The organism is Ruegeria sp. HKCCD7559 (assembly GCF_013110575.1).
Lineage (GTDB): Bacteria > Pseudomonadota > Alphaproteobacteria > Rhodobacterales > Rhodobacteraceae > Ruegeria.
In genome coordinates, this window is the sequence record NZ_WVQU01000001.1 from 724,268 (window position 1) to 742,306 (window position 18,039).

At 58.5% G+C, this 18,039-nt stretch carries 17 protein-coding genes; 8 read left to right on the forward strand and 9 right to left on the reverse strand.

Features of this window, described 5'->3' with window-relative positions; all coding sequences use genetic code 11:
* Positions 1 to 3: 3 nt before the first annotated feature.
* From GS605_RS03620 to GS605_RS03630, 3 genes are all read right to left on the reverse strand, one after another.
* Positions 4 to 723, reverse strand: coding sequence for a helix-turn-helix domain-containing protein (locus tag GS605_RS03620; RefSeq protein ID WP_171631791.1), 720 nt, complete (start codon positions 721 to 723; stop codon positions 4 to 6).
* Between the two features lie 314 nt (positions 724 to 1,037).
* Positions 1,038 to 1,598, reverse strand: coding sequence for an acetolactate synthase small subunit (gene ilvN, locus GS605_RS03625; RefSeq protein ID WP_171631799.1), 561 nt, complete (start codon positions 1,596 to 1,598; stop codon positions 1,038 to 1,040).
* Positions 1,599 to 1,667: 69 nt separating this feature from the next.
* Positions 1,668 to 3,419, reverse strand: a complete 1,752-nt coding sequence (locus GS605_RS03630; protein WP_171631802.1) for an acetolactate synthase 3 large subunit — start codon at positions 3,417 to 3,419, stop codon at positions 1,668 to 1,670.
* A 422-nt stretch (positions 3,420 to 3,841) separates the two neighbouring features.
* Between GS605_RS03630 and GS605_RS03635 the strand changes: the two genes are divergently transcribed.
* Both GS605_RS03635 and GS605_RS03640 read left to right on the forward strand, forming a co-directional pair.
* Entirely contained in the window at positions 3,842 to 4,687 is an 846-nt protein-coding gene (locus GS605_RS03635) for a hypothetical protein (protein WP_171723088.1), read from the forward strand.
* A 47-nt stretch (positions 4,688 to 4,734) separates the two neighbouring features.
* Positions 4,735 to 5,106, forward strand: a complete 372-nt coding sequence (locus GS605_RS03640) for a VOC family protein (RefSeq protein WP_171723089.1) — start codon at positions 4,735 to 4,737, stop codon at positions 5,104 to 5,106.
* A gap of 95 nt (positions 5,107 to 5,201) precedes the next feature.
* On the opposite strand, the gene GS605_RS03645 is transcribed toward GS605_RS03640, so the two are convergent.
* Together GS605_RS03645 and GS605_RS03650 are read right to left on the reverse strand one after the other, a co-directional pair.
* Positions 5,202 to 5,849, reverse strand: a complete 648-nt coding sequence (locus GS605_RS03645; protein ID WP_171631808.1) for a response regulator transcription factor — start codon at positions 5,847 to 5,849, stop codon at positions 5,202 to 5,204.
* Positions 5,846 to 7,279, reverse strand: coding sequence for a cache domain-containing protein (locus GS605_RS03650; protein WP_152458267.1), 1,434 nt, complete (start codon positions 7,277 to 7,279; stop codon positions 5,846 to 5,848). Before GS605_RS03650 ends, GS605_RS03645 begins: the two co-directional genes overlap by 4 nt.
* Before the next feature lie 245 nt (positions 7,280 to 7,524).
* Between GS605_RS03650 and GS605_RS03655 the strand changes: the two genes are divergently transcribed.
* From GS605_RS03655 to GS605_RS03665, 3 genes are all read left to right on the forward strand, one after another.
* The gene (locus GS605_RS03655; RefSeq protein ID WP_117868673.1) at positions 7,525 to 8,607 is read left to right on the forward strand and encodes a TRAP transporter substrate-binding protein; all 1,083 of its coding nucleotides are present in this window, start codon (positions 7,525 to 7,527) and stop codon (positions 8,605 to 8,607) included.
* A gap of 120 nt (positions 8,608 to 8,727) precedes the next feature.
* Positions 8,728 to 9,654, forward strand: a complete 927-nt coding sequence (locus GS605_RS03660) for a TRAP transporter small permease subunit (protein WP_152458266.1) — start codon at positions 8,728 to 8,730, stop codon at positions 9,652 to 9,654.
* 17 nt (positions 9,655 to 9,671) lie between these two features.
* Positions 9,672 to 12,026, forward strand: coding sequence for a TRAP transporter large permease subunit (locus tag GS605_RS03665; RefSeq protein WP_171723090.1), 2,355 nt, complete (start codon positions 9,672 to 9,674; stop codon positions 12,024 to 12,026).
* A gap of 132 nt (positions 12,027 to 12,158) precedes the next feature.
* On the opposite strand, the gene GS605_RS03670 is transcribed toward GS605_RS03665, so the two are convergent.
* The 4 genes from GS605_RS03670 to GS605_RS03685 form a co-directional block, all read right to left on the reverse strand.
* Entirely contained in the window at positions 12,159 to 12,548 is a 390-nt protein-coding gene (locus tag GS605_RS03670) for a VOC family protein (RefSeq protein ID WP_171723091.1), read from the reverse strand.
* A 7-nt stretch (positions 12,549 to 12,555) separates the two neighbouring features.
* Positions 12,556 to 13,380 (reverse strand): arginyltransferase, encoded by an 825-nt coding sequence (locus tag GS605_RS03675; RefSeq protein WP_171723092.1) that lies wholly within the window; start codon positions 13,378 to 13,380, stop codon positions 12,556 to 12,558.
* Positions 13,381 to 13,455: 75 nt separating this feature from the next.
* Complete coding sequence (locus tag GS605_RS03680) at positions 13,456 to 13,887, reverse strand: RDD family protein (RefSeq protein WP_171723093.1); 432 nt, start codon at positions 13,885 to 13,887, stop codon at positions 13,456 to 13,458.
* 65 nt (positions 13,888 to 13,952) lie between these two features.
* Positions 13,953 to 14,375: a DUF2852 domain-containing protein gene (locus GS605_RS03685; RefSeq protein ID WP_171631824.1), complete on the reverse strand. Its 423-nt coding sequence runs from the start codon at positions 14,373 to 14,375 to the stop codon at positions 13,953 to 13,955.
* A 142-nt stretch (positions 14,376 to 14,517) separates the two neighbouring features.
* Between GS605_RS03685 and GS605_RS03690 the strand changes: the two genes are divergently transcribed.
* The 3 genes from GS605_RS03690 to GS605_RS03700 are packed head-to-tail and all read left to right on the forward strand — an operon-like array spanning position 14,518 to position 18,008.
* The gene (locus GS605_RS03690) at positions 14,518 to 14,907 is read left to right on the forward strand and encodes a nuclear transport factor 2 family protein (protein WP_171723094.1); all 390 of its coding nucleotides are present in this window, start codon (positions 14,518 to 14,520) and stop codon (positions 14,905 to 14,907) included.
* A gap of 49 nt (positions 14,908 to 14,956) precedes the next feature.
* Positions 14,957 to 17,752, forward strand: a complete 2,796-nt coding sequence (locus tag GS605_RS03695; protein WP_171723095.1) for a bifunctional [glutamine synthetase] adenylyltransferase/[glutamine synthetase]-adenylyl-L-tyrosine phosphorylase — start codon at positions 14,957 to 14,959, stop codon at positions 17,750 to 17,752.
* Positions 17,736 to 18,008: a hypothetical protein gene (locus GS605_RS03700; protein ID WP_171723096.1), complete on the forward strand. Its 273-nt coding sequence runs from the start codon at positions 17,736 to 17,738 to the stop codon at positions 18,006 to 18,008. The genes GS605_RS03695 and GS605_RS03700 overlap by 17 nt, the downstream gene beginning before the upstream one ends.
* The last annotated feature ends 31 nt before the right edge of the window (positions 18,009 to 18,039 follow it).

Consider the following 18,039-nt stretch of genomic DNA (forward strand, 5'->3'; position numbering starts at 1 on the left):
AGGTTACAGGTTCTGAGCCACGTTGTTCGTCGACAATCGCGCAGCAGCAAAAATGGCCGTCGAGTCGTGCCCAAGGTATTTCAGCACAACGGGTTCGGGCGTTGTCGCATTTGTCGGGCTGATGACCGACCCACGCCAATGAACTGCAGTTCCCGTAGGGTCCGGAGAGATCAGATAGACCCGGCTGTTCTGACCTTCCCGCTGGGAGGTCAGCATATAGACAGTGTCACCGCTTGAGGCTGCTATCCCCTGTATTTCCCGCGCTTTCGGTGTTGCCTCGGGCATTGCCGCGCGCGACACGTAGCCACGGATCAACGTACATTGGGCCAAGGGTCGGGCGTGCAGCAGGGTCATCCGGTGTTCAGCCGAAAGGCTTTCGATTACCGCGTAGAACCCGGGTGAAAACGGGGATTTCTCGATCGCATCCGCACCAGAACCCAAAAACTCTGTCAGGGCCGGAGTTGCGGGGTGTTCTTCGATCTTTTCGATCTCGTCCAGCGGTTTCAGAAGAATGCGGGCATCCACATCGAAGAACCGGCATATACGGTCCAGCACATCCGGTCTGGGAACGCTTTCACCGGAAAGATATCTGTTGAACTGGGTACGGTTTACGCCAAGTTGGCGGCACAGCGCCGAGACCGAGCGATATCGCTTTGCCAATTGCCGAAGGTTCGCACCAAACATTGCGCGAATCTCGGCTGGACTACGAATATCGTCAGTCATGGGTGTCCACGTCTTGCTAAGTTTCCGGAAGAAACCGACAACGCACCGACGCCGAAGCCCGGTGCATATTCAAAAATCGTACAGAATGACCCCAAGCAACGTATCCCCACGTCGCGTTGCGGCGACAAGGCTAACGTTCTCATGTGTAAAGGCAATAGGCTTTATCTGAAAATGCCTGATCTTTTTCCGGAAAAGCCGACCCTATGGCAATTTTAGCGCATTCAGATCGCCAGAGTTGAATTGCAAATCGCCGGCCACCTTAAAAAGTGTTCCCGCCTTGGCTGCAAGACAAGTGCCAAGGCGGGACAGGTCGGTCAATCGCCGCGCAGCAGGGCCGCCACGCCGGTACGCGCGATTTCCATCAGGCCCAGCGGGCGCATCAGGTCAGCAAAAGCGTCGATCTTGTCGGGCGCACCGGTGATTTCGAAGATGAAAGAGTTCAGGGTGCTGTCAACCACATTGGCGCGGAAGATATCGGCCAGACGCAGGGCTTCGACCCGCTTGTCGCCTTCGCCGACGACTTTGATAATGGCCAGTTCGCGTTCAACCGAAGGACCTTCGACCGTCAGGTCATGCACGTCATGGACAGTCACGATCCGGCCCAGCTGCGCCTTGATCTGTTCGATCACCTGCGGTGTGCCTGTGGTGACAATGGTGATGCGGCTCAGGTGTCCTGTGTGATCTACCTCGGCCACGGTAAGGCTTTCGATGTTATAGCCGCGCCCCGAGAACAGTCCGATCACACGGGCCAGGACACCGGGCTCGTTCTCGACCAGCACGGCAATGGTATGGCGTTCCTGCACGTCCGAGAAGGTAGGTCGTAGGTTGTAGGCCGAATGGCGGGTAGCGCCTTTTTTGATATGTAGGGCAGACATTTATGTCCCTTTCATCATCCTTGACAGGTTGAGCGCAGCGCGGCGCTCAACCAAATCCGTCGAATTTTGTTAAACCAGAACCGAGCCTTTGCTGTCGATCACGCCCTGCGTTTCCGCCTCGCCCAACAGCATCTCGTTATGGGCTTTGCCCGACGGGATCATGGGGAAGCAGTTTTCGTGCTTTTCCACCAGACAGTCAAAGATCACCGGACCGTCATAGTTGATCATTTCCATGATCGCGTCGTCCAGATCGGCGGGGTCGGAACACAGGATACCTTTGGCGCCGAACGCCTCGGCGAGTTTCACGAAATCGGGCAGGGCTTCGGACCAGCTGTGCGAATACCGCTCGCCATGCAGCAGTTCCTGCCACTGGCGGACCATGCCAAGGCGTTCGTTGTTCAGGATGAACTGCTTGACCGGCAGGCGGTACTGAACGGCGGTGCCCATTTCCTGCATGTTCATCAGCCATGATGCTTCACCGGCGACGTTGATCACCAGCGCGTCCGGATGTGCCATCTGCACACCGATGGAGGCGGGGAAGCCATAGCCCATCGTGCCCAACCCGCCCGATGTCATCCAGCGGTTGGGGTCTTCGAACCCAAGGTACTGCGCCGCCCACATCTGATGCTGACCCACCTCGGTGGTGATGTAGCGATCATGCTTTTTCGTCAGTTCTTCAAGCCGTTGCAGAGCGTATTGCGGTTTGATCGACTTTTCGCTGTTGGTGAAGGCCAGGCAGTTGATCTTGCGCCATTCGGCGATCTGCGCCTGCCATTTCTTGACGGCTGCCGCATCCGTCTTGCGCCCGCGTGACTTCCACACCTTCAGAATGTCTTCCAGTACATGCGCCACGTCGCCGACAATCGGGATGTCAACGCGGATGACCTTGTTGATCGAAGACGGATCAATGTCGATATGGGCTTTCTTCGACTTTGGAGAGAACGCGTCGATGCGCCCCGTGATCCGGTCGTCGAACCGTGCACCGATGTTGATCATCAGGTCACAGCCATGCATCGCAAGGTTCGCCTCGTAAAGGCCGTGCATCCCCAGCATACCCAACCAGTTTTCGCCCGATGCCGGATAGGCACCCAGACCCATCAGGGTAGATGTGATCGGGAAGCCGGTGGAATCCACTAATTCGCGCAGCAACTGGCTGGCTGCGGGGCCAGAGTTGATGACGCCACCACCCGTATAGAAAACCGGCTTCTTGGCTTTTTCAATGGCTGCAACAAGCTCGTTGATTTCCTCCAAATCGCCTTTCAGCACAGGCTGGTAGTGCGAGGTCGAAGGTTTCGGACTGTTGTATTCACCCGTGGCAAACTGAACATCCTTGGGAATGTCGATCAGTACCGGTCCGGGACGGCCCGACTTGGCCACATGGAAAGCCTCGTGCAACGTTTCGGCCAGCGAATTCGTGTCCTTTACCAGCCAGTTATGTTTGGTGCAGGGGCGGGTGATACCAACGGTGTCGGCCTCTTGAAAGGCATCCGATCCGATCATGAAGGTCGGGACTTGCCCGGTCAGAACAACGATGGGGATCGAATCCAGCAACGCATCGGTCAGACCGGTGACTGCATTGGTGGCACCGGGGCCGGACGTGACAAGCGCAACGCCCGGTTTTCCCGTCGATCGGGCATAACCTTCGGCCGCGTGGATCGCGCCCTGTTCGTGACGCACCAGAATGTGGCGAATGTCGTTTTGCAGAAAGATCTCATCATAGATCGGTAGCACGGCGCCACCGGGGTATCCGAATACCGTGTCCACGCCCTGATCCTTGAGGGCCTGAACCACCATCTTTGCGCCGGTCATCTCACGTGTCATCTGCTTTGCTCCGTTCGCGACATGTGTCTTGCGTTCGACAAAAAAAAGCCCCCGATTTTTCGGAGGCGCATGGGTTCGATTATGGTTTACCGTTACCGGCCCATGCGCGTGGTTCCTACGATTACGACTAGCGTTCTCATCGCCAGAGGCTCCTTTTTGCTTGGGGGCGACATTATGGTCGGGGGGAAGGGGCGTCAACAGACAATTGCACCAATTTTCTATCTCAGCGGCGGTATTTTGCGACATTTTATTGCGCAGATTGCCGCATGTCGGGAATTTCCGGGAATTCGACGTGAAAATTGGCCGTTTTGTGTGCGGATAAGGCGGTCTGAAAGCGTCAGGCCGATGTCCGAAACGGGCATGATCATTACTTTTTTCTGCGCCACGCTGAACGTGCAGGGGGCAAAACCCGGAGGCTTGAAATGTTGCAGGACCTGGTTGATCTTGGCCGCTATCCAATCGATCGTCCGGATTCACCGGCTTATGATCAGCTGATCGAGGATTTGAGACGCGAGTTGGAACAGGATGGATGTGCTGTTCTGCCGGGTTTCGTGCACGAGGCAGGGGTCAAACTTCTGGTGCAAGAAGCCGAGGGGGTGGCGCCCAAGGCGCACCGGTCCTTCAACAGAACCAACGCCTATTTCACGAAGGACGACCCAAGGCTTGGCATCGCCCATCCGATCCGCCGGTTCTATGATCGTTCGAACGCCTTTGTTCCGGCCGACAATCTTTCGAAATCCGGCCCGCTGCGGCGCATTTACGAGTTCGACGGCTTTCTTCCCTTTGTCCGCGATGCCCTGAATGAACCCGAAGACCGCTTTTTTCGCTACGATGACCCATTGGCGGACGTGATCATCAATGTCGTGGAAGAAGGGCAGGGCTTTCCCTGGCATTTCGACACCAACAACTACACCGTGACGCTGGCCATCCAGAACGGAGAGACGGGCGGCGCGTTCGAGTACGCGCCCAATCTGCGGACGGCGGAAAATGAGAACTTTGATCTGGTAGCCTCGGTTCTCGATGGGAACATGGGGCGGGTTCGCCGGCTGGAACTGCAGCCGGGGGATTTGCAGATTTTCAAGGGCCGGTATTCACTGCACCGGGTTGCTCCGGTCAGCGGCATGTGCCGTCGTTATGTCGGCATCTTTTCCTTTGTCGAGGCTGAAGGCATGTGTGGCGGTGTGGAACGGACGCAGCAATTGTATGGCCGCGTTTTGCCGCATCACTACAAGCGCGCGGGGCTGCGAAAGGATCAATTGCTGGATTGAGTGGTCAACCTCGGTACGATGCATCTGTTTCCTGTCCGGAGAGTCAGATGCCCAAGATTATGCAGCTTACACCATTTGTGTTGTGCTCGTCCCTGAAGGACCAGATCGACTTCTATTGTGATCGCCTTGGGTTCACCTGTGGGTTCACGCAAGACAATTATGCCTTTTTGAAACGTGGTCCTGTTGCGATCCGCCTTTTGGAGTGCCCGCCGCGGGATGACGGCAAGCCATTGGGTGATGAACACTCCTTCTATATCGATGTTGAAGATATTGATGGGCTTTATGACAGCCTGCGTGACCGATTGGCCGATCTGCCCGAAGGCCGTGTCAGGCCACCGTTCAATCAGCCCTATAATCAGCGTGAATTCCACGTTCTGGACGAAGACGGGACACTGGTTTTTTTCGGAGAAGGTCTTTGACCCGGCGGGTACCGCTCCCGCCCATCGTCAACACGCCTGCGGCGTGTATCCTCTGGTTGGGCCGGGCAGCGCTGCGCGCTGCGGGCGCGTGCAGATCAGAATCCGACGCCGGTCCCTTGCAGTACGCCATGTTCCAAAGCGTAGCGTGTCAGCCCGGCGGTTGAGGATATGCCGAGTTTGCGCTTTATATTCTTGCGGTGCGTTTCGACCGTCCGCACGGAAATATCCAGCGTTTGCGCAACTTCCTTGTTGGATTTGCCCTGCGCCAGTTCAAGCAGAATGGTCTGTTCACGTCCGGTCAGCGCTTCGCGCACGTTGTCGCCCTTGGGCTTGAGCGATCCGCTGGCGCCGGTGCACAGATACCGTTCACCCCGCATCACCGCATCAATGGCCTGCTTGATCTCTTCAGTGGGAACGTCCTTGAGCACGTAACCCTTGGCACCGTGGCTGAGCGCGGTCGAGATATATTCCGGGCTGTCATGCATCGACAGGATCAGGATGCGCGTTTCCGGCAATCGTTCCAGGATGATTTCCGTGGCGCTGAGACCGCCGAGGCCGGGCATGTTCAGATCCATCAGGATCACATCCGGGGCAAGATCAACAGCCTGATCCACTGCCGCCTGTCCGCTGCCAAGCGTACCGACAACTTGGATCTCATCATAGCTTTCGAGGATGGACTGGATGCCCTCGGCCACCATTGGATGGTCGTCGACGATAAGAACTCGGATGCTTTCGGCGCTCATGTGCCGGCCTTTCGGTTCGGAGTTGCGTCTTCCTGCGGCGGCAGAAGGTGGCTCAGCGGCAGACTGACTTCGATGACAGTGCCGCCACGCGGTCCGCGTGATGACAGAATGCGCAGGGACCCGTCAAGCTGTTCGATGCGTTCTTGCATGTTGCGCAACCCGATCCCGGTGCTGGGGGTGCTGGGATCGGTCCGCATGCCCCGGCCATTGTCCGTGATCCGCATGGTTGCACCTTTCTTGTGCCCGCGCAGGTCTATCGTAACATGCGTGGCTCCAGAGTGGCGCTCGATATTGGTCAGCGCCTCTTGCGCGATGCGATACAGGGCAATCTTGCTGTCCTGATCCAGCCGGTTGCGGAACACCACGGTCGAGAATTCCGTCTCGATCCCGGTGCGGTCCCGGAAATCGTCGGTCAGAGCTTTCAGCGCTGGCCCAAGACCCAGATCGTCCAGCACGCCGGGGCGCAGGTCGCGACTGATGCGGCGGACCTCGGTGATGGCGGTGCCAAGATGGTCAATCCCTTTGTCCAGCGGATCGCGTGCGCCCGCGTCATCGCCGCGGGACAGGCGGCGCCGCGCGTTGTCCAGCGCATAGCGTACACCGACCAGTATCTGGCTGATGCCGTCATGCAGTTCGCGGGCAACGCGGCCACGTTCCTCTTCCTGGGCATCGAAGACGCGCTGGGTCAGTTCCTTCAGCTTGGCGTCTGCAAGTCTGCGCTCGCGGATGTTCAGCAACATGCCGGATGCAAAGACGATGAGCACCGCCGCCACAACGATCGCGCCGATATACATGAAGGTGCGCTGAACGCGGGCCTCGACCTCGGCCCTGGCGTTGGCGACCGTTGCAACGATGTCGTCGATGAAGACCCCGGTTCCCACGACCCAGCGCCAGTCCTGAAGCCCGACGACATAGGCGATCATCTGTGCTTCCTCTCCGGTCGAGGGCTTTTGCCACATGAAGCTGTGCCAACCGGCCCCCTGGCGGGCGAGGCGGATAAACTCGTCAACGATCGGAGTGCCGTCGCTGTCCGTCAGCCCTTCCCAGTTTCGGTTGATGAACTGCGTCTGGCGGGGGCTGACCAGGTTGTTGCCGTCATAATCGTAGACAAAGAAGAACCCATCCTGGCCATAGATCATTGCCGACAGGATTTGGGACACGAGGTTTTTCGCGACCTCGTCATCAGGCTCGGCCCGGCCGTAGATATAGGCGAACCCGTTGCGCGCCTGTGTTACGTAGTTGCGCAACTCTTCCTTCTTGGCTTCGACCAGGCTGCGTTCCAGCGCTTCGATCTCACGCTCGGCGGTCGCGCGGGCCTCGTATGCCACAAGCACGGCAATTGCCGCCACGGCCACGACCAGCGGGATTGCCGCAACCAGTGACAATTTCTGCGCATAGGTCAGCGAGACCAGATGTCGGAGTCTTTGCATGGACGAATCGATACGCAAGCGGCGGCGAAAATGCAAAAAGATTGGGCTTTGTTCGGGGAATACAGAGATTATCGTCGGGGAAGACGTGATTTGCGGTCTGATTTCTTGCCGGAAATCGCAAAGAATCCGATTCTCTACGCAGTAGTAGGTATTCCCTTTCAGTTCGGTCACATTAGGCTGACGCGCACTGAATGCGACAGGTCCGGTTCTGCCGGGCCGTGACAATGAAGGGGAGGAACACTCATATGGATCGTCGTTCATTTCTGAAAAAATCCGCGCTGGGCGGTTCGGCTGCTGCTGCAACTGCTCTGGCAGCACCGGCTTATGCGCAGGGACAGCGTACTCTGACCATGGTGACCTCGTGGGGTCGTGGTCTGGCGGGCGTGTTTGACAGCGCGCAGCGTTGTGCCGACAGCATCAACGCCATGTCGGATGGCAGCCTGAATGTTGAAATCAAGGCAGCGGGCGAGCTGGTTGGCGCCTTCGAAGTATTTGACGCGGTGTCGTCGGGTCAGGCCGACATGTACCATGCCGCTGACTATTACTTTGTGGGTCAGCACCCGGGTTATGCGTTCTTCACGGCCGTTCCTTTCGGCATGACGGCGCAGGAACTGGTGAACTGGTACTATCATGACGGCGGTATGGAGCTGCATGACGAGCTGGGCGAAATCTTTGGCCTGAAGTCCTTCCTGGCCGGCAACACCGGTGCGCAGGCAGGTGGCTGGTACTCGAAAGAGATCAACAGCCCCGAAGACTTCAACGGTCTGAAGTTCCGTATGCCGGGTCTGGGCGGCAAGGCGCTGGGTAAACTGGGCGCATCGGTCCAGAACATTCCGGGGTCGGAAGTGTATCAGGCGCTGTCGTCCGGCGCGATCGACGGTACCGAGTGGATCGGTCCATGGGCCGACGAAAAGGCCGGCTTCCAGGAAATCACCAAGACCTACTACACTGCGGGCTTCCACGAGCCGGGCGCAGGTCTGTCGCTGGCAACCAACCGCGACGTGTTCAATGAACTGACCCCGGCACAGCAGAAGATCATCGAGATCGCTGCCGCCGAAGCGCACCAGTGGAACCTGGCACAGTTCCTGGCCAACAACGGCGCAGCGCTGCAGCGTCTGCAGGCGGGTGGCGTCAAGGTCCTGGAATTCCCGGACAGTGTCTGGGACGCGTTTGGTCAGGCCAGCCAGGAAGTTCTGGACGAGAACATGGGCGATGAGCTGTTCAAGAAGATCCACGACAGCGCGATGACGTCGATGGCAGCATCGTCTGCTTGGAACAACCTGTCATCGGGTGTTTACACCGCTCAGCGCGACCGTGTTCGCGGCTAAGCCATTCTGATCCAAGAAAAACCGGTTCCCCCGCGGCGCGGGGGAGCCTTTCCCGTTGCGCTAAGGGGTTTGGGCAAGCAACAATAATCCAATGCACAACTGAGACGACCTGGGGACAACATGCAGGACGAAAACGGTATCTCGTTCTTCGGCGCCCTGTGGAATGGACTGGTCTGGTTCATTCAGAACATTGCCGAAGCCTTCTATAATTTCGGATACGCCATCACGCATCCGCAACTCTGGCTGGACTGGTCCGACAAGGCGTCGATCATGCGCTTTGTCTATTACGGCGGTTCGGTCGAGTTCTTCTTTGTGGTGTTCACGTTCTTTCTGGTTCTGACGGCCATCGGGCTGTACTACCGGAACTTCATGTGGGCCATCGTGCGGGGCCTTGAGGGGTTCGCCAATACCACCGGGCGTTTCTTTGCCTGGGCGGGCCTTTTGATGGTGATCCAGCAGATCGTGATCGTTTTCATGCAGCGGGTATTTACCAGACCCGATATGTCCTTTGGTTTGGGTATCCCGTTCCAGATGGATATCAGTTGGTTCGCGGAAGAACTGAAGCTGTATAATGCGATGGTTGTCTGCCTGTGCTGTACCTACACATTCGTGCAGGGTGGGCATGTGCGCGTTGACCTCATTTATGCCGGCATCAGCCACCGTGCCAAACGGGTGGTTGATATGTGCGGTGCGGTTTTGTTCATGATGCCCATGGCGGTGCTGACCTGGATGTATGGCTGGTACTTCATGTGGCGGCACCTGATCGTGCCGAAACCATCGGCCAGTGACACGCTGGACCGGCTGGTGGCCAAGTCCCGTGCGCTGCGCTGGAACGTGGAAACCATTGGGTTCAGCCCCAACGGATTCAACGCCTACTTCCTGTTCAAGATCTTGCTGGTGGCCTTTGCGGCCATGGTGTTCCTGCACGCAATCGCATTCCTGTACCGGTCGTATCTGGAATACGTGGAAGGGCCGGAAAGCACCGGAAAATACCTCGACAAGGACAGCCTTGGTGAGGGTGAAGAAGCCTATGAAGGCGCACATTAGGGACGGAGACCCAGACTATGTTGTTCGGACTTGATGGCGTCGAGATAGGCCTCATTATCGTATTTTTCTGCCTCTTTGGGGGCATCCTTTCCGGCTTCCCGGTGGCCTTTGCCATCGGCGGCGCCGGAGTGATTTCCTTTGGGATCATCGCGGCACTGGACAGTGCCGGGCTGTTGATCCACCAGGCAATCGACACAGGCTCGCAAGCCTATCGGGATATTGTAAATTCCGGGGTAAAACCTGATGTCATATCGGTATTCCGATACCCGGATCTGCCAAGGATAGCCGAGCCGGTCTTTGTCTCTGGCTGGGAAACCGCGCTGGACCGCAACGTGTCGTTCATCGTCAATCGCATGAACGAACGTGTTTTGGCCGGTCAGTCCATCGAGACATTGCTGGCAGTGCTGATGTTCGTTCTGATGGGTATCACGCTGGAGCGTTCAAAAATCGCGAACGACCTGCTGACGACGATGGCGCGCGTCTTTGGACCGCTGCCGGGTGGTCTGGCCGTGTCCATCGTGGTTGTGGGGGCATTTCTTGCGGCCTCTACCGGCATCGTTGGCGCGACCGTGGTGACCATGGGCCTGCTGGCGCTGCCAACCATGTTGCGGAACAATTATTCGCCGGAACTCGCAACGGGTGTGATCGCGGCCTCGGGTACGCTGGGGCAGATTATTCCGCCCTCGATCGTGATCGTTCTGCTTGGCACATTGGCGGGCGATCTGTATTCCACGGCGCAAGAGACACGCGCTGTCGAGGCCGGCTGCACCGATGCGCTGACCTATTTGGGAGAGCCGGCGGTTGTATCGGTCGGAACCTTGTTCCAGGCGGCGCTTTTGCCGGGGATCCTTCTGGCGCTGCTTTATGCGTTGTATGCGTTTGGTTATGCATTGCTGAATCCCCATAAGGCACCTGCCGTGGCGCTGTCAGGCGGGTCGGGTGAGCCGATCACCCGGTCCGAAGGTCTGACTTGGCTGCTGGGGGCACCGGTTGCGCTGATTGTCGGCACCGTATTGCTGGGCAATGTCGGCCTGATCGGCAGCCAGAACATTTCGGTCTCGGCTTTCTCGGACATCGGACAGGGCGCATCGTTGCGAACCAACGTGTCGGAAGAATGCAAGGTATCGATGATCGATCTTCATGGTCAGGCCGCCTGGGATCAGGCCGTCGCCGAGCAGGACGCCATTGACGCCGCTGGCGGTGCAGCTGAGTCTCAGCGCCTGACAGAAGAAGAACTGGCCGCCGCACAACAGGAAATGATTGCATCAGCCGCACCAATTGGAACGGGTGTCGCGATCACCGTCGTGCTGTTGGGCCTTACTCTGGTTCTGGGTCGTGGCATCGCCCCCTCGCGTACGCCACAGCCGCTTATCGTTGGTGCGATTGGTCTGCTTCTTATGGTGTTGGTCGATATCTTGCTGATTTCGCCCACGACATCTTCGGGGGCGACGTTCCTGTTGCTCGCGTTGCCATTTGCGCTGGCCATGTATGGTTGCAAGGAAGCCGCAGCGCGATGTGCGACCAATGACCTGATCCGGGTGGTTTTCCCGCCACTGGTTCTGATCATCGCTGTTCTGGGGTCGATCCTGGGGGGAGTGACCAACCCGACGCCGGCGGCGGCGCTGGGTGCGGGTGGCGCGATCATGCTGGCGGCCTATCGCAAGCTGCAGGATCAGGGGCGATCGGGCAAGGTGATCATCTGGTCGACCTTTGCCGTGATCATCGCCTTGCTGATGGGGGTGAACTTTGACCTGCGGGTCAATCAGGGCAATGTGACGTTGGAGACCTGGATCGCCTTCATCATCGCGTATGCGGCCTATCTGTACGCCTTGTTCGGGCTGCTGTTCGGGTGCTGGGTGCTGTACTCCAGCGGAGTTCTGACCCCGGTGGTGCGCGAGACGGCCAAGGTGACCTCGATGGTGTTTACCATCCTGATCGGATCCCAATTGCTGAACCTGGTGGTGATCTCGTTCGGAGGGGAGCACTATATCCAGCAATTCCTGAAGAGTTTTGACAACGAGTTCACGGTCTTCCTGATCGTGATGCTGGTTTTGTTCATACTGGGCTTCGTGCTGGATTTCCTCGAGATCATCTACATCGTGATCCCGATCGTTGGGCCGGTGATCTATGGCGGTTCGTTCGACCCGAAATGGGTGACGATCATGGTGGCGGTGAACCTGCAAACATCCTTCCTGACACCCCCGTTCGGGTTCGCGTTGTTCTACTTGCGAGGGGTTGCGCCGAAGGAAGTGACGACGGGCCATATCTATCGCGGGATCATTCCGTTTGTTCTGATCCAGGTGGTAGGGATCGCAATTCTGTGGTTCTTCCCGGCGATTGTCACGATCGTACCGGACCTGATCCCGAACTGATCCGGATCATCAAAATGCAAAAGGGGGCCCGAAGGCCCCCTTTTTCTTGTTTGTTGCTGAGAAGGGGCCAGCCCCTTCTTGCCCTGCTGCCAATTCATCCCCGGGATATTTTCGGCCAGATGAAGAAGCGGATCAGGTGAATTGGATCAGATCCCAGCGGTTGTCATAAGGATCGCACCAGACGGCGACTGTGCCATAGGTTTCGACGCGGGGGGGTTCTTCGAAATGGACCCCATTGGCACGCATCTGTGTGTAGTCGCGTTGGAAATCATCGGTTTGAAGGAAAAAGCCCACACGGCCGCCGGTCTGGTTGCCGATGGCGGCGCGTTGTTCGGGCCCGTCGGCTTTGGCCAGAAGAAGGGCGCCGCCGTCTGAACCCGGCGGTGTGATCAGGACCCAGCGTTTTCCGCCTCCGAGATCGATGTCCTTCAAGAGCTGGAAGCCAAGTCTTTCCGTATAAAACGCAAGTGCGTCATCGTAATCCGGCACCACGAGGGTGACGGCGTGCAGCTTCTGTTTCATCGGATGGTCAGCCCTTGGTGGGGTGGCGGTCGGGAAGCTGGATATTGGCCACTTGCTCGGCAATCGGAGCGGTGGACAGGGGGTGCCGTGAGGAAGCGCAGAAGGTATCAGTATCTGTGATCTTTTGCCATTCGCCCTGAATATAGGCCTCAAGCCCGGAGAATTTTGCCTTGTAGCCCATCTTGGGGCTGCCGGGGACCCAATAGCCCAAGTAGATATAGGGCAGGCCAGCTTCGCGCGCGATCTCGATATGGTCCAGGATCATATAGGTGCCCAGAGAGTTCTGAGGCTGGTTCGGATCGTAGAAAGAGTAGACCATGCTCAGCCCATCATCGAGCACGTCGGTCAGGCTGACAGCGATCAGGTCGCCGGTCTCAGGATCTGCATACTCCACCACTCGGCTTCGAATCGGGGTTTCTTCGATCATTGCCGCAAATTCGAACACGTCCATGTCGGCCATGCCGCCATCGGCGTGCCGGGTGTCAAGATAGCGGCGGAACAGCTCATACTGCTCGTCCGTGGCCCAGGGCGATGTGGCGCGGCGTTGCAGATATCCATTGCGTTTCACAGCGCGTTTCTGGCTTTTTGTCCGGCGGAAAGCCGAGACGTCGATCCGGGCGGACAGGCAGGCTGCGCAATCTGTGCAGGAAGGGCGGTAGAGCACATTCTGCGACCGGCGAAACCCCTGCTGCGACAGGGAATTGTTCAACTGTTCCGCACCTTCGCCCTGAAGCGCGGTGAACAGCTTACGCTCCATCCTGCCATCGAGATAGGGGCAGGGTTGCGGGGCCGTGACATAGAATTGTGGCGCAATTGGCAGCGTGTGTCGCATGAAGTTCCCAGATAGCCTCGGGAAGGATGATAGCAACCGTTCCCGAGGCCGCCAAGTGTTTCGCGCAACCGCGTGTCAGGCCCGTCGATTGATCATGACCGTGCCCAGAAAACTGTCGGTCAGACCCTGGCCGCGGGCGCTGGTCATCATCATGATCACCGAGATGATCTGGATCACCGCAAACGCCATGCTGACGAAATAGCCGGCAGTGTGGGCGATGGCCTTGCCCATATCCATTCGTTCTCCGAATGCGTCGCGCAATTCGATTCCCATGAACCGCATGCCCAGTGTGGCCGAGCCGTTGGTGATGGTTACTACGCGATAGACAAAGCTGATCACGGCATAGATCACTGCCAGAAAAAACAGACCGAGGCCTGCGCTCAACAGGATCGCCACCGTGCAGAGCAGCGAGATGAAGGCGATATCAAACAACCAAGCGACAAAGCGTTTGCTTGTCACCGAGCGGTAGAAATCAGGTTGGGTATCCGGGTCAGGCAGGTGGTTCATTCGTCAGGTCCGAAAAAATGGGTCAGGGTACCCTGTCCCGGATTGCCGGGACAGGGCAAGGTCAATCAGGCCGGCTTGGCATTTTCGTCGTCTTCATGGTTCTCGCGGGCGCGTTCATCCATGAACTCGTCGAATTCGGCCTTGTCCTTGGCATCGCGCAGGCGGCGCAGGAACGCCTCGAAGTCCTGCTGTTCGCGTTCAAGGCGGGCCAGTGTATCTGCCTTGTAGGCGTCAAATGCGCTGTTGCCTGATGGTTTCATCGCACTCATGTGGCTGTGCCAGGATTTGCGGCGGCTGCAGGATTTGCTGAACATGCGTTTGCTCCAGATCATGTAAGCCAGAAGGGCCAGGCCAACCGGCCAGAAGAAGATGAAACCAAGGACCATGGCGGCAATCCAGGCCCCTTTGCCTTTGTCATCCAGCCAGGCCTCGATTCGATAAAGCCATCCCGGATTCGCGGGGACGGCGGGGTCGGACAATGCGGTCATTTGAGCTCTCCAGGGTTGATGTAAACTCTTTTCACATTGATTAGATGGGGTCGTGGGCGGGGGTTGCAAGGGGGTAATGTGAAAAAGATTTACATTCAGCAATTCGGTTGACGGTGAGCGCCATCAGCCGCAGGTTGCGGAAATGGATTTGACAGAACACAAAACGGCACCTGCGCTGGATGAAATTCTGAATTTGGAAAAGCAGGTCTGGATGGCGCTGGTCGAGGGCAACGCAAGCGCGGACCGGGCGTTGCTGAGCGCGGATTTTCTTGGGGTCTATCCGACGGGATTTGCCAATCGTGACGATCATGTCGGTCAATTTGCAGACGCACCGGCGATGGCCGAGTTCGAACTGAGCGGCGAAAGACTGCGTGTTCTGACACCGGATATCGTCTTGCTGTCCTACAAGGCCGATTACCTGCGCCCGGGTGCGACAACGCGCGAGGCGATGCTGATTTCGTCGTTATGGGAACGCAGAGACGACGTTTGGGTCAACAGTTTCAGTCAGGACACGCCGGTTCAGAACACCTGATCAGAATGCCCCATTGACGATCACGCGACGCGATGCGCAGTTTGCGCCCATGACAGACGTTTTAGCCATTTCACGACTTCCGCGCGCTTTCGATCCATCCTTGGGGGCCGAAGCGCGGGCCCTGATGCCTGATTTGCCGGCCGGGATGGCGGAATTGGTGGCGGGCACCGCCGGTTCCAGCCCCTATCTGAAAAGTCTGATCGAACAAGAGAAGGGTTGGCTGCCCGAGGCTCTGATGCACCCGGATCAGGCATTGGCTGACGTCATGTCTGCTGCGCGTGATCTGCCGCCGGATCAGTTGAAACCCGGATTGCGGCAGGCCAAGCGGCGAATGGCTCTGCTTACGGCGTTGGCCGATATTGCAGGTGCGTGGCCATTGGAGAAGGTCACGGCGGCCCTGACCGATTTCGGTGCGCTGGCCGCAGATGTTGCCGCCAAGGCCGAGATCGCAACATTGATCCGGCGTAAGAAGCTGCCGGGCATGACCGAGGATGATGTCGAAACCGCAGCCGGCCTGGTCATACTGGCGATGGGAAAGATGGGCGCGCATGAGCTGAACTACAGCTCGGATATCGATCTGATCGTTCTGTTTGATGAAACGCGCTTTGACCCCGATGACTTTTACGAGGCCCGGCAGGGCATGGTTCGGGCCACGCGCAACTTCTGTGCGACGTTGAGCGAGAAGACGGCGGATGGCTATGTGTTCCGAACGGATCTGAGGCTGCGCCCCGATCCGGCCGTGACACCGGTTTGCATGGCGATGGAGGCCGCCGAGCGGTATTACGAAAGCCTCGGTCGTACGTGGGAGCGCGCGGCTTACATCAAGGCGCGCCCCTGCGCCGGGGATCTGGATGCGGGGCAGCGTTTCCTTGACGGCTTGCGCCCCTTTGTCTGGCGCCGCCATCTGGACTTTGCCGCCATTCAGGACGCTCATGACATGCGCCTGCGCATCCGGGAAAACAAAGGGACGGGCGGGTCTTTGTCGATCCCCGGTCACGACATGAAACTGGGGCAGGGCGGTATCCGCGAGATCGAGTTTTTCACGCAAACCCGCCAGTTGATCGCGGGTGGGCGGGACGCTGACCTGCGGGTGCGAGGCACGGTTCCGGGGTTGGCGGCGCTGGCGGCAAAAGGCTGGGTGCCACAGGATGTGGCGGACAAGCTGACAGATCATTACCGCGCGCACCGCGAAGTCGAACATCGCATCCAGATGATTCATGATGCGCAGACTCACAAGGTGCCGAACTCACCCGACGGGATCGAACGCGTCGCCTGCCTGATGGGGATCAGCAGCGCCGAGTTGACGCAGGACCTGAAAAACCGCCTGACCGAAGTGCATGAGCTGACCGAAGGGTTCTTTGCCCCCGGACCTGGTGCGGCGCCCGCCCATGTACAGGATGTGGAGTTCGACAAGAACGTTCTGGCCCGATGGACGACATATCCGGCCCTCAGGTCCCAGCGCGGCGCGCGGATTTTCGAACGTCTGCGCCCCGAATTGCTGTCACGTCTGGCCAAAACCGCCAAGCCCGACGAAGCATTGATGGCTTTGGACGGGTTCCTGGCGGGCCTGCCCGCCGGGGTGCAGCTGTTTTCGCTGTTCGAGGCGAATCCGCAACTGATCGACTTGTTGATCGATATCGTCGGAACCTCGCATGCTCTGGCATCGCACCTGTCCCGCAACGCGTCGGTGTTCGATGCGGTGATCGGGGGCAGTTTCTTTGCGGATTGGCCCGGGCAAGAGGCGTTGCAAGCGGAATTGACGCAGGCTTTGTCGGAAGAAACGGATTATGAAACCCAGCTTGATCTTGCCCGACGCTGGTGCAAGGAATGGCATTTCCGGGTCGGCGTGCATCACCTGCGCGGCCTGATCGACGGGGTGCGGGCAGGTCGGCAATATGCCGATCTTGCGCAGTCGGTCATCGCGGCCATCCTGCCGCATGTCACCGAGAATTTCGCCCTCAAACACGGCCCTGCACCGGGGCGTGGCGCTGCCGTGCTTGGGATGGGGTCGCTGGGGGCAGGCCGGATCAACTCGCAATCCGATCTGGACATGATCGTCATCTACGATCCTTTGGATCAGGACATGTCTGACGGTCCGCGCCCTTTGGCCACGCGCACGTATTATGCGCGGTTCACGCAGGCCCTGATCACGGCATTGTCCGCTCCGATGTCGCAGGGACGCTTGTATGAGGTCGATATGCGATTGCGTCCCTCGGGCAATCAGGGGCCGGTCGCAACCAGTTGGGCCAGCTTTGTCAATTACCAGCGGAACGAAGCCTGGGTGTGGGAGCATCTGGCCCTGACCCGCGCGCATGTTGTTGCCGGGGATGCCGGACTGGCCGAGGAAATCGAAGCCTTCCGCACCGAGTTTCTGTCGCACCCGCGAGAGCAGGGGAAGGTTCTGCGCGAAGTGGCCGAGATGCGGTCACGCCTGGCGGCGGCCAAGGCGCCCGCCGGCATCTGGGACGCCAAGAACGGCCCCGGCCGGCTGATGGATATCGAATTGATGGCCGAAACCGGTGCTTTGCTGGCAGGGTCCGCGCAGCGCGATGTCGCGTCGGGTCTGGACGGTGCCGTCGCAGCCGGGTTGCTGGATGTCGCGCAGGCGCAATCTCTGAAAGACTGCTATGACCTATTCTGGTCGGTGCAATGCGCCGCGCGGTTGCTGTCGGGCAAGACGATCGAAGCCGACAAGATCGGCGAAGGCGGTACAGCATTTTTGTGCCGCGCCACCGGGTTCGAACAGGTCGAGGCGTTACAGGCGGCATTGCAGGAATGTTACACGACTGCGGCCGATCTGATCGGCGGCGTGATCAAGGGGGAAGAAGATGGCGCGCAGCAGTGATCCCAACGACCACAAAGGTCTGATCCGCGAAGCCTATCGAATCGACGGCATCACCCTGCCAGAGTGTCGCAGCATTTTTTTGGACTGGGCGCTGAGCCTTCCCGCGGATCGCGACCAGAACACGGCGCTGGCCGAGCTGCACGTGGGCTATGCCGAGCAGAACCCCGATCATCCGATGACACAGGTTCTGACCGAAGGCCTTCAGACGGCAAAGGTCCCAAAACGCCGCGGCGGTTGGCGATCCCGTAACCGCTAGGGCTTTCCCACCGGCGCGTTCAGGACTATGA

Excerpts from the sequence above, each read along its gene's own strand:
- GS605_RS03635 (WP_171723088.1), top strand. The coding sequence starts at position 3,842 with ATGTTGCAGGACCTGGTTGATCTTGGCCGCTATCCAATCGATCGTCCG.
- GS605_RS03695 (WP_171723095.1), top strand. The coding sequence starts at position 14,957 with ATGACAGACGTTTTAGCCATTTCACGACTTCCGCGCGCTTTCGATCCA.
- GS605_RS03690 (WP_171723094.1), top strand. The coding sequence starts at position 14,518 with ATGGATTTGACAGAACACAAAACGGCACCTGCGCTGGATGAAATTCTG.
- GS605_RS03655 (WP_117868673.1), top strand. The coding sequence starts at position 7,525 with ATGGATCGTCGTTCATTTCTGAAAAAATCCGCGCTGGGCGGTTCGGCT.
- ilvN (WP_171631799.1), bottom strand. The coding sequence starts at position 1,598 with ATGTCTGCCCTACATATCAAAAAAGGCGCTACCCGCCATTCGGCCTAC.
- GS605_RS03660 (WP_152458266.1), top strand. The coding sequence starts at position 8,728 with ATGCAGGACGAAAACGGTATCTCGTTCTTCGGCGCCCTGTGGAATGGA.
- GS605_RS03650 (WP_152458267.1), bottom strand. The coding sequence starts at position 7,279 with ATGCAAAGACTCCGACATCTGGTCTCGCTGACCTATGCGCAGAAATTG.
- GS605_RS03665 (WP_171723090.1), top strand. The coding sequence starts at position 9,672 with ATGTTGTTCGGACTTGATGGCGTCGAGATAGGCCTCATTATCGTATTT.
- GS605_RS03640 (WP_171723089.1), top strand. The coding sequence starts at position 4,735 with ATGCCCAAGATTATGCAGCTTACACCATTTGTGTTGTGCTCGTCCCTG.
- GS605_RS03620 (WP_171631791.1), bottom strand. The coding sequence starts at position 723 with ATGACTGACGATATTCGTAGTCCAGCCGAGATTCGCGCAATGTTTGGT.
- GS605_RS03685 (WP_171631824.1), bottom strand. The coding sequence starts at position 14,375 with ATGACCGCATTGTCCGACCCCGCCGTCCCCGCGAATCCGGGATGGCTT.
- GS605_RS03645 (WP_171631808.1), bottom strand. The coding sequence starts at position 5,849 with ATGAGCGCCGAAAGCATCCGAGTTCTTATCGTCGACGACCATCCAATG.
- GS605_RS03680 (WP_171723093.1), bottom strand. The coding sequence starts at position 13,887 with ATGAACCACCTGCCTGACCCGGATACCCAACCTGATTTCTACCGCTCG.
- GS605_RS03700 (WP_171723096.1), top strand. The coding sequence starts at position 17,736 with ATGGCGCGCAGCAGTGATCCCAACGACCACAAAGGTCTGATCCGCGAA.
- GS605_RS03675 (WP_171723092.1), bottom strand. The coding sequence starts at position 13,380 with ATGCGACACACGCTGCCAATTGCGCCACAATTCTATGTCACGGCCCCG.
- GS605_RS03630 (WP_171631802.1), bottom strand. The coding sequence starts at position 3,419 with ATGACACGTGAGATGACCGGCGCAAAGATGGTGGTTCAGGCCCTCAAG.
- GS605_RS03670 (WP_171723091.1), bottom strand. The coding sequence starts at position 12,548 with ATGAAACAGAAGCTGCACGCCGTCACCCTCGTGGTGCCGGATTACGAT.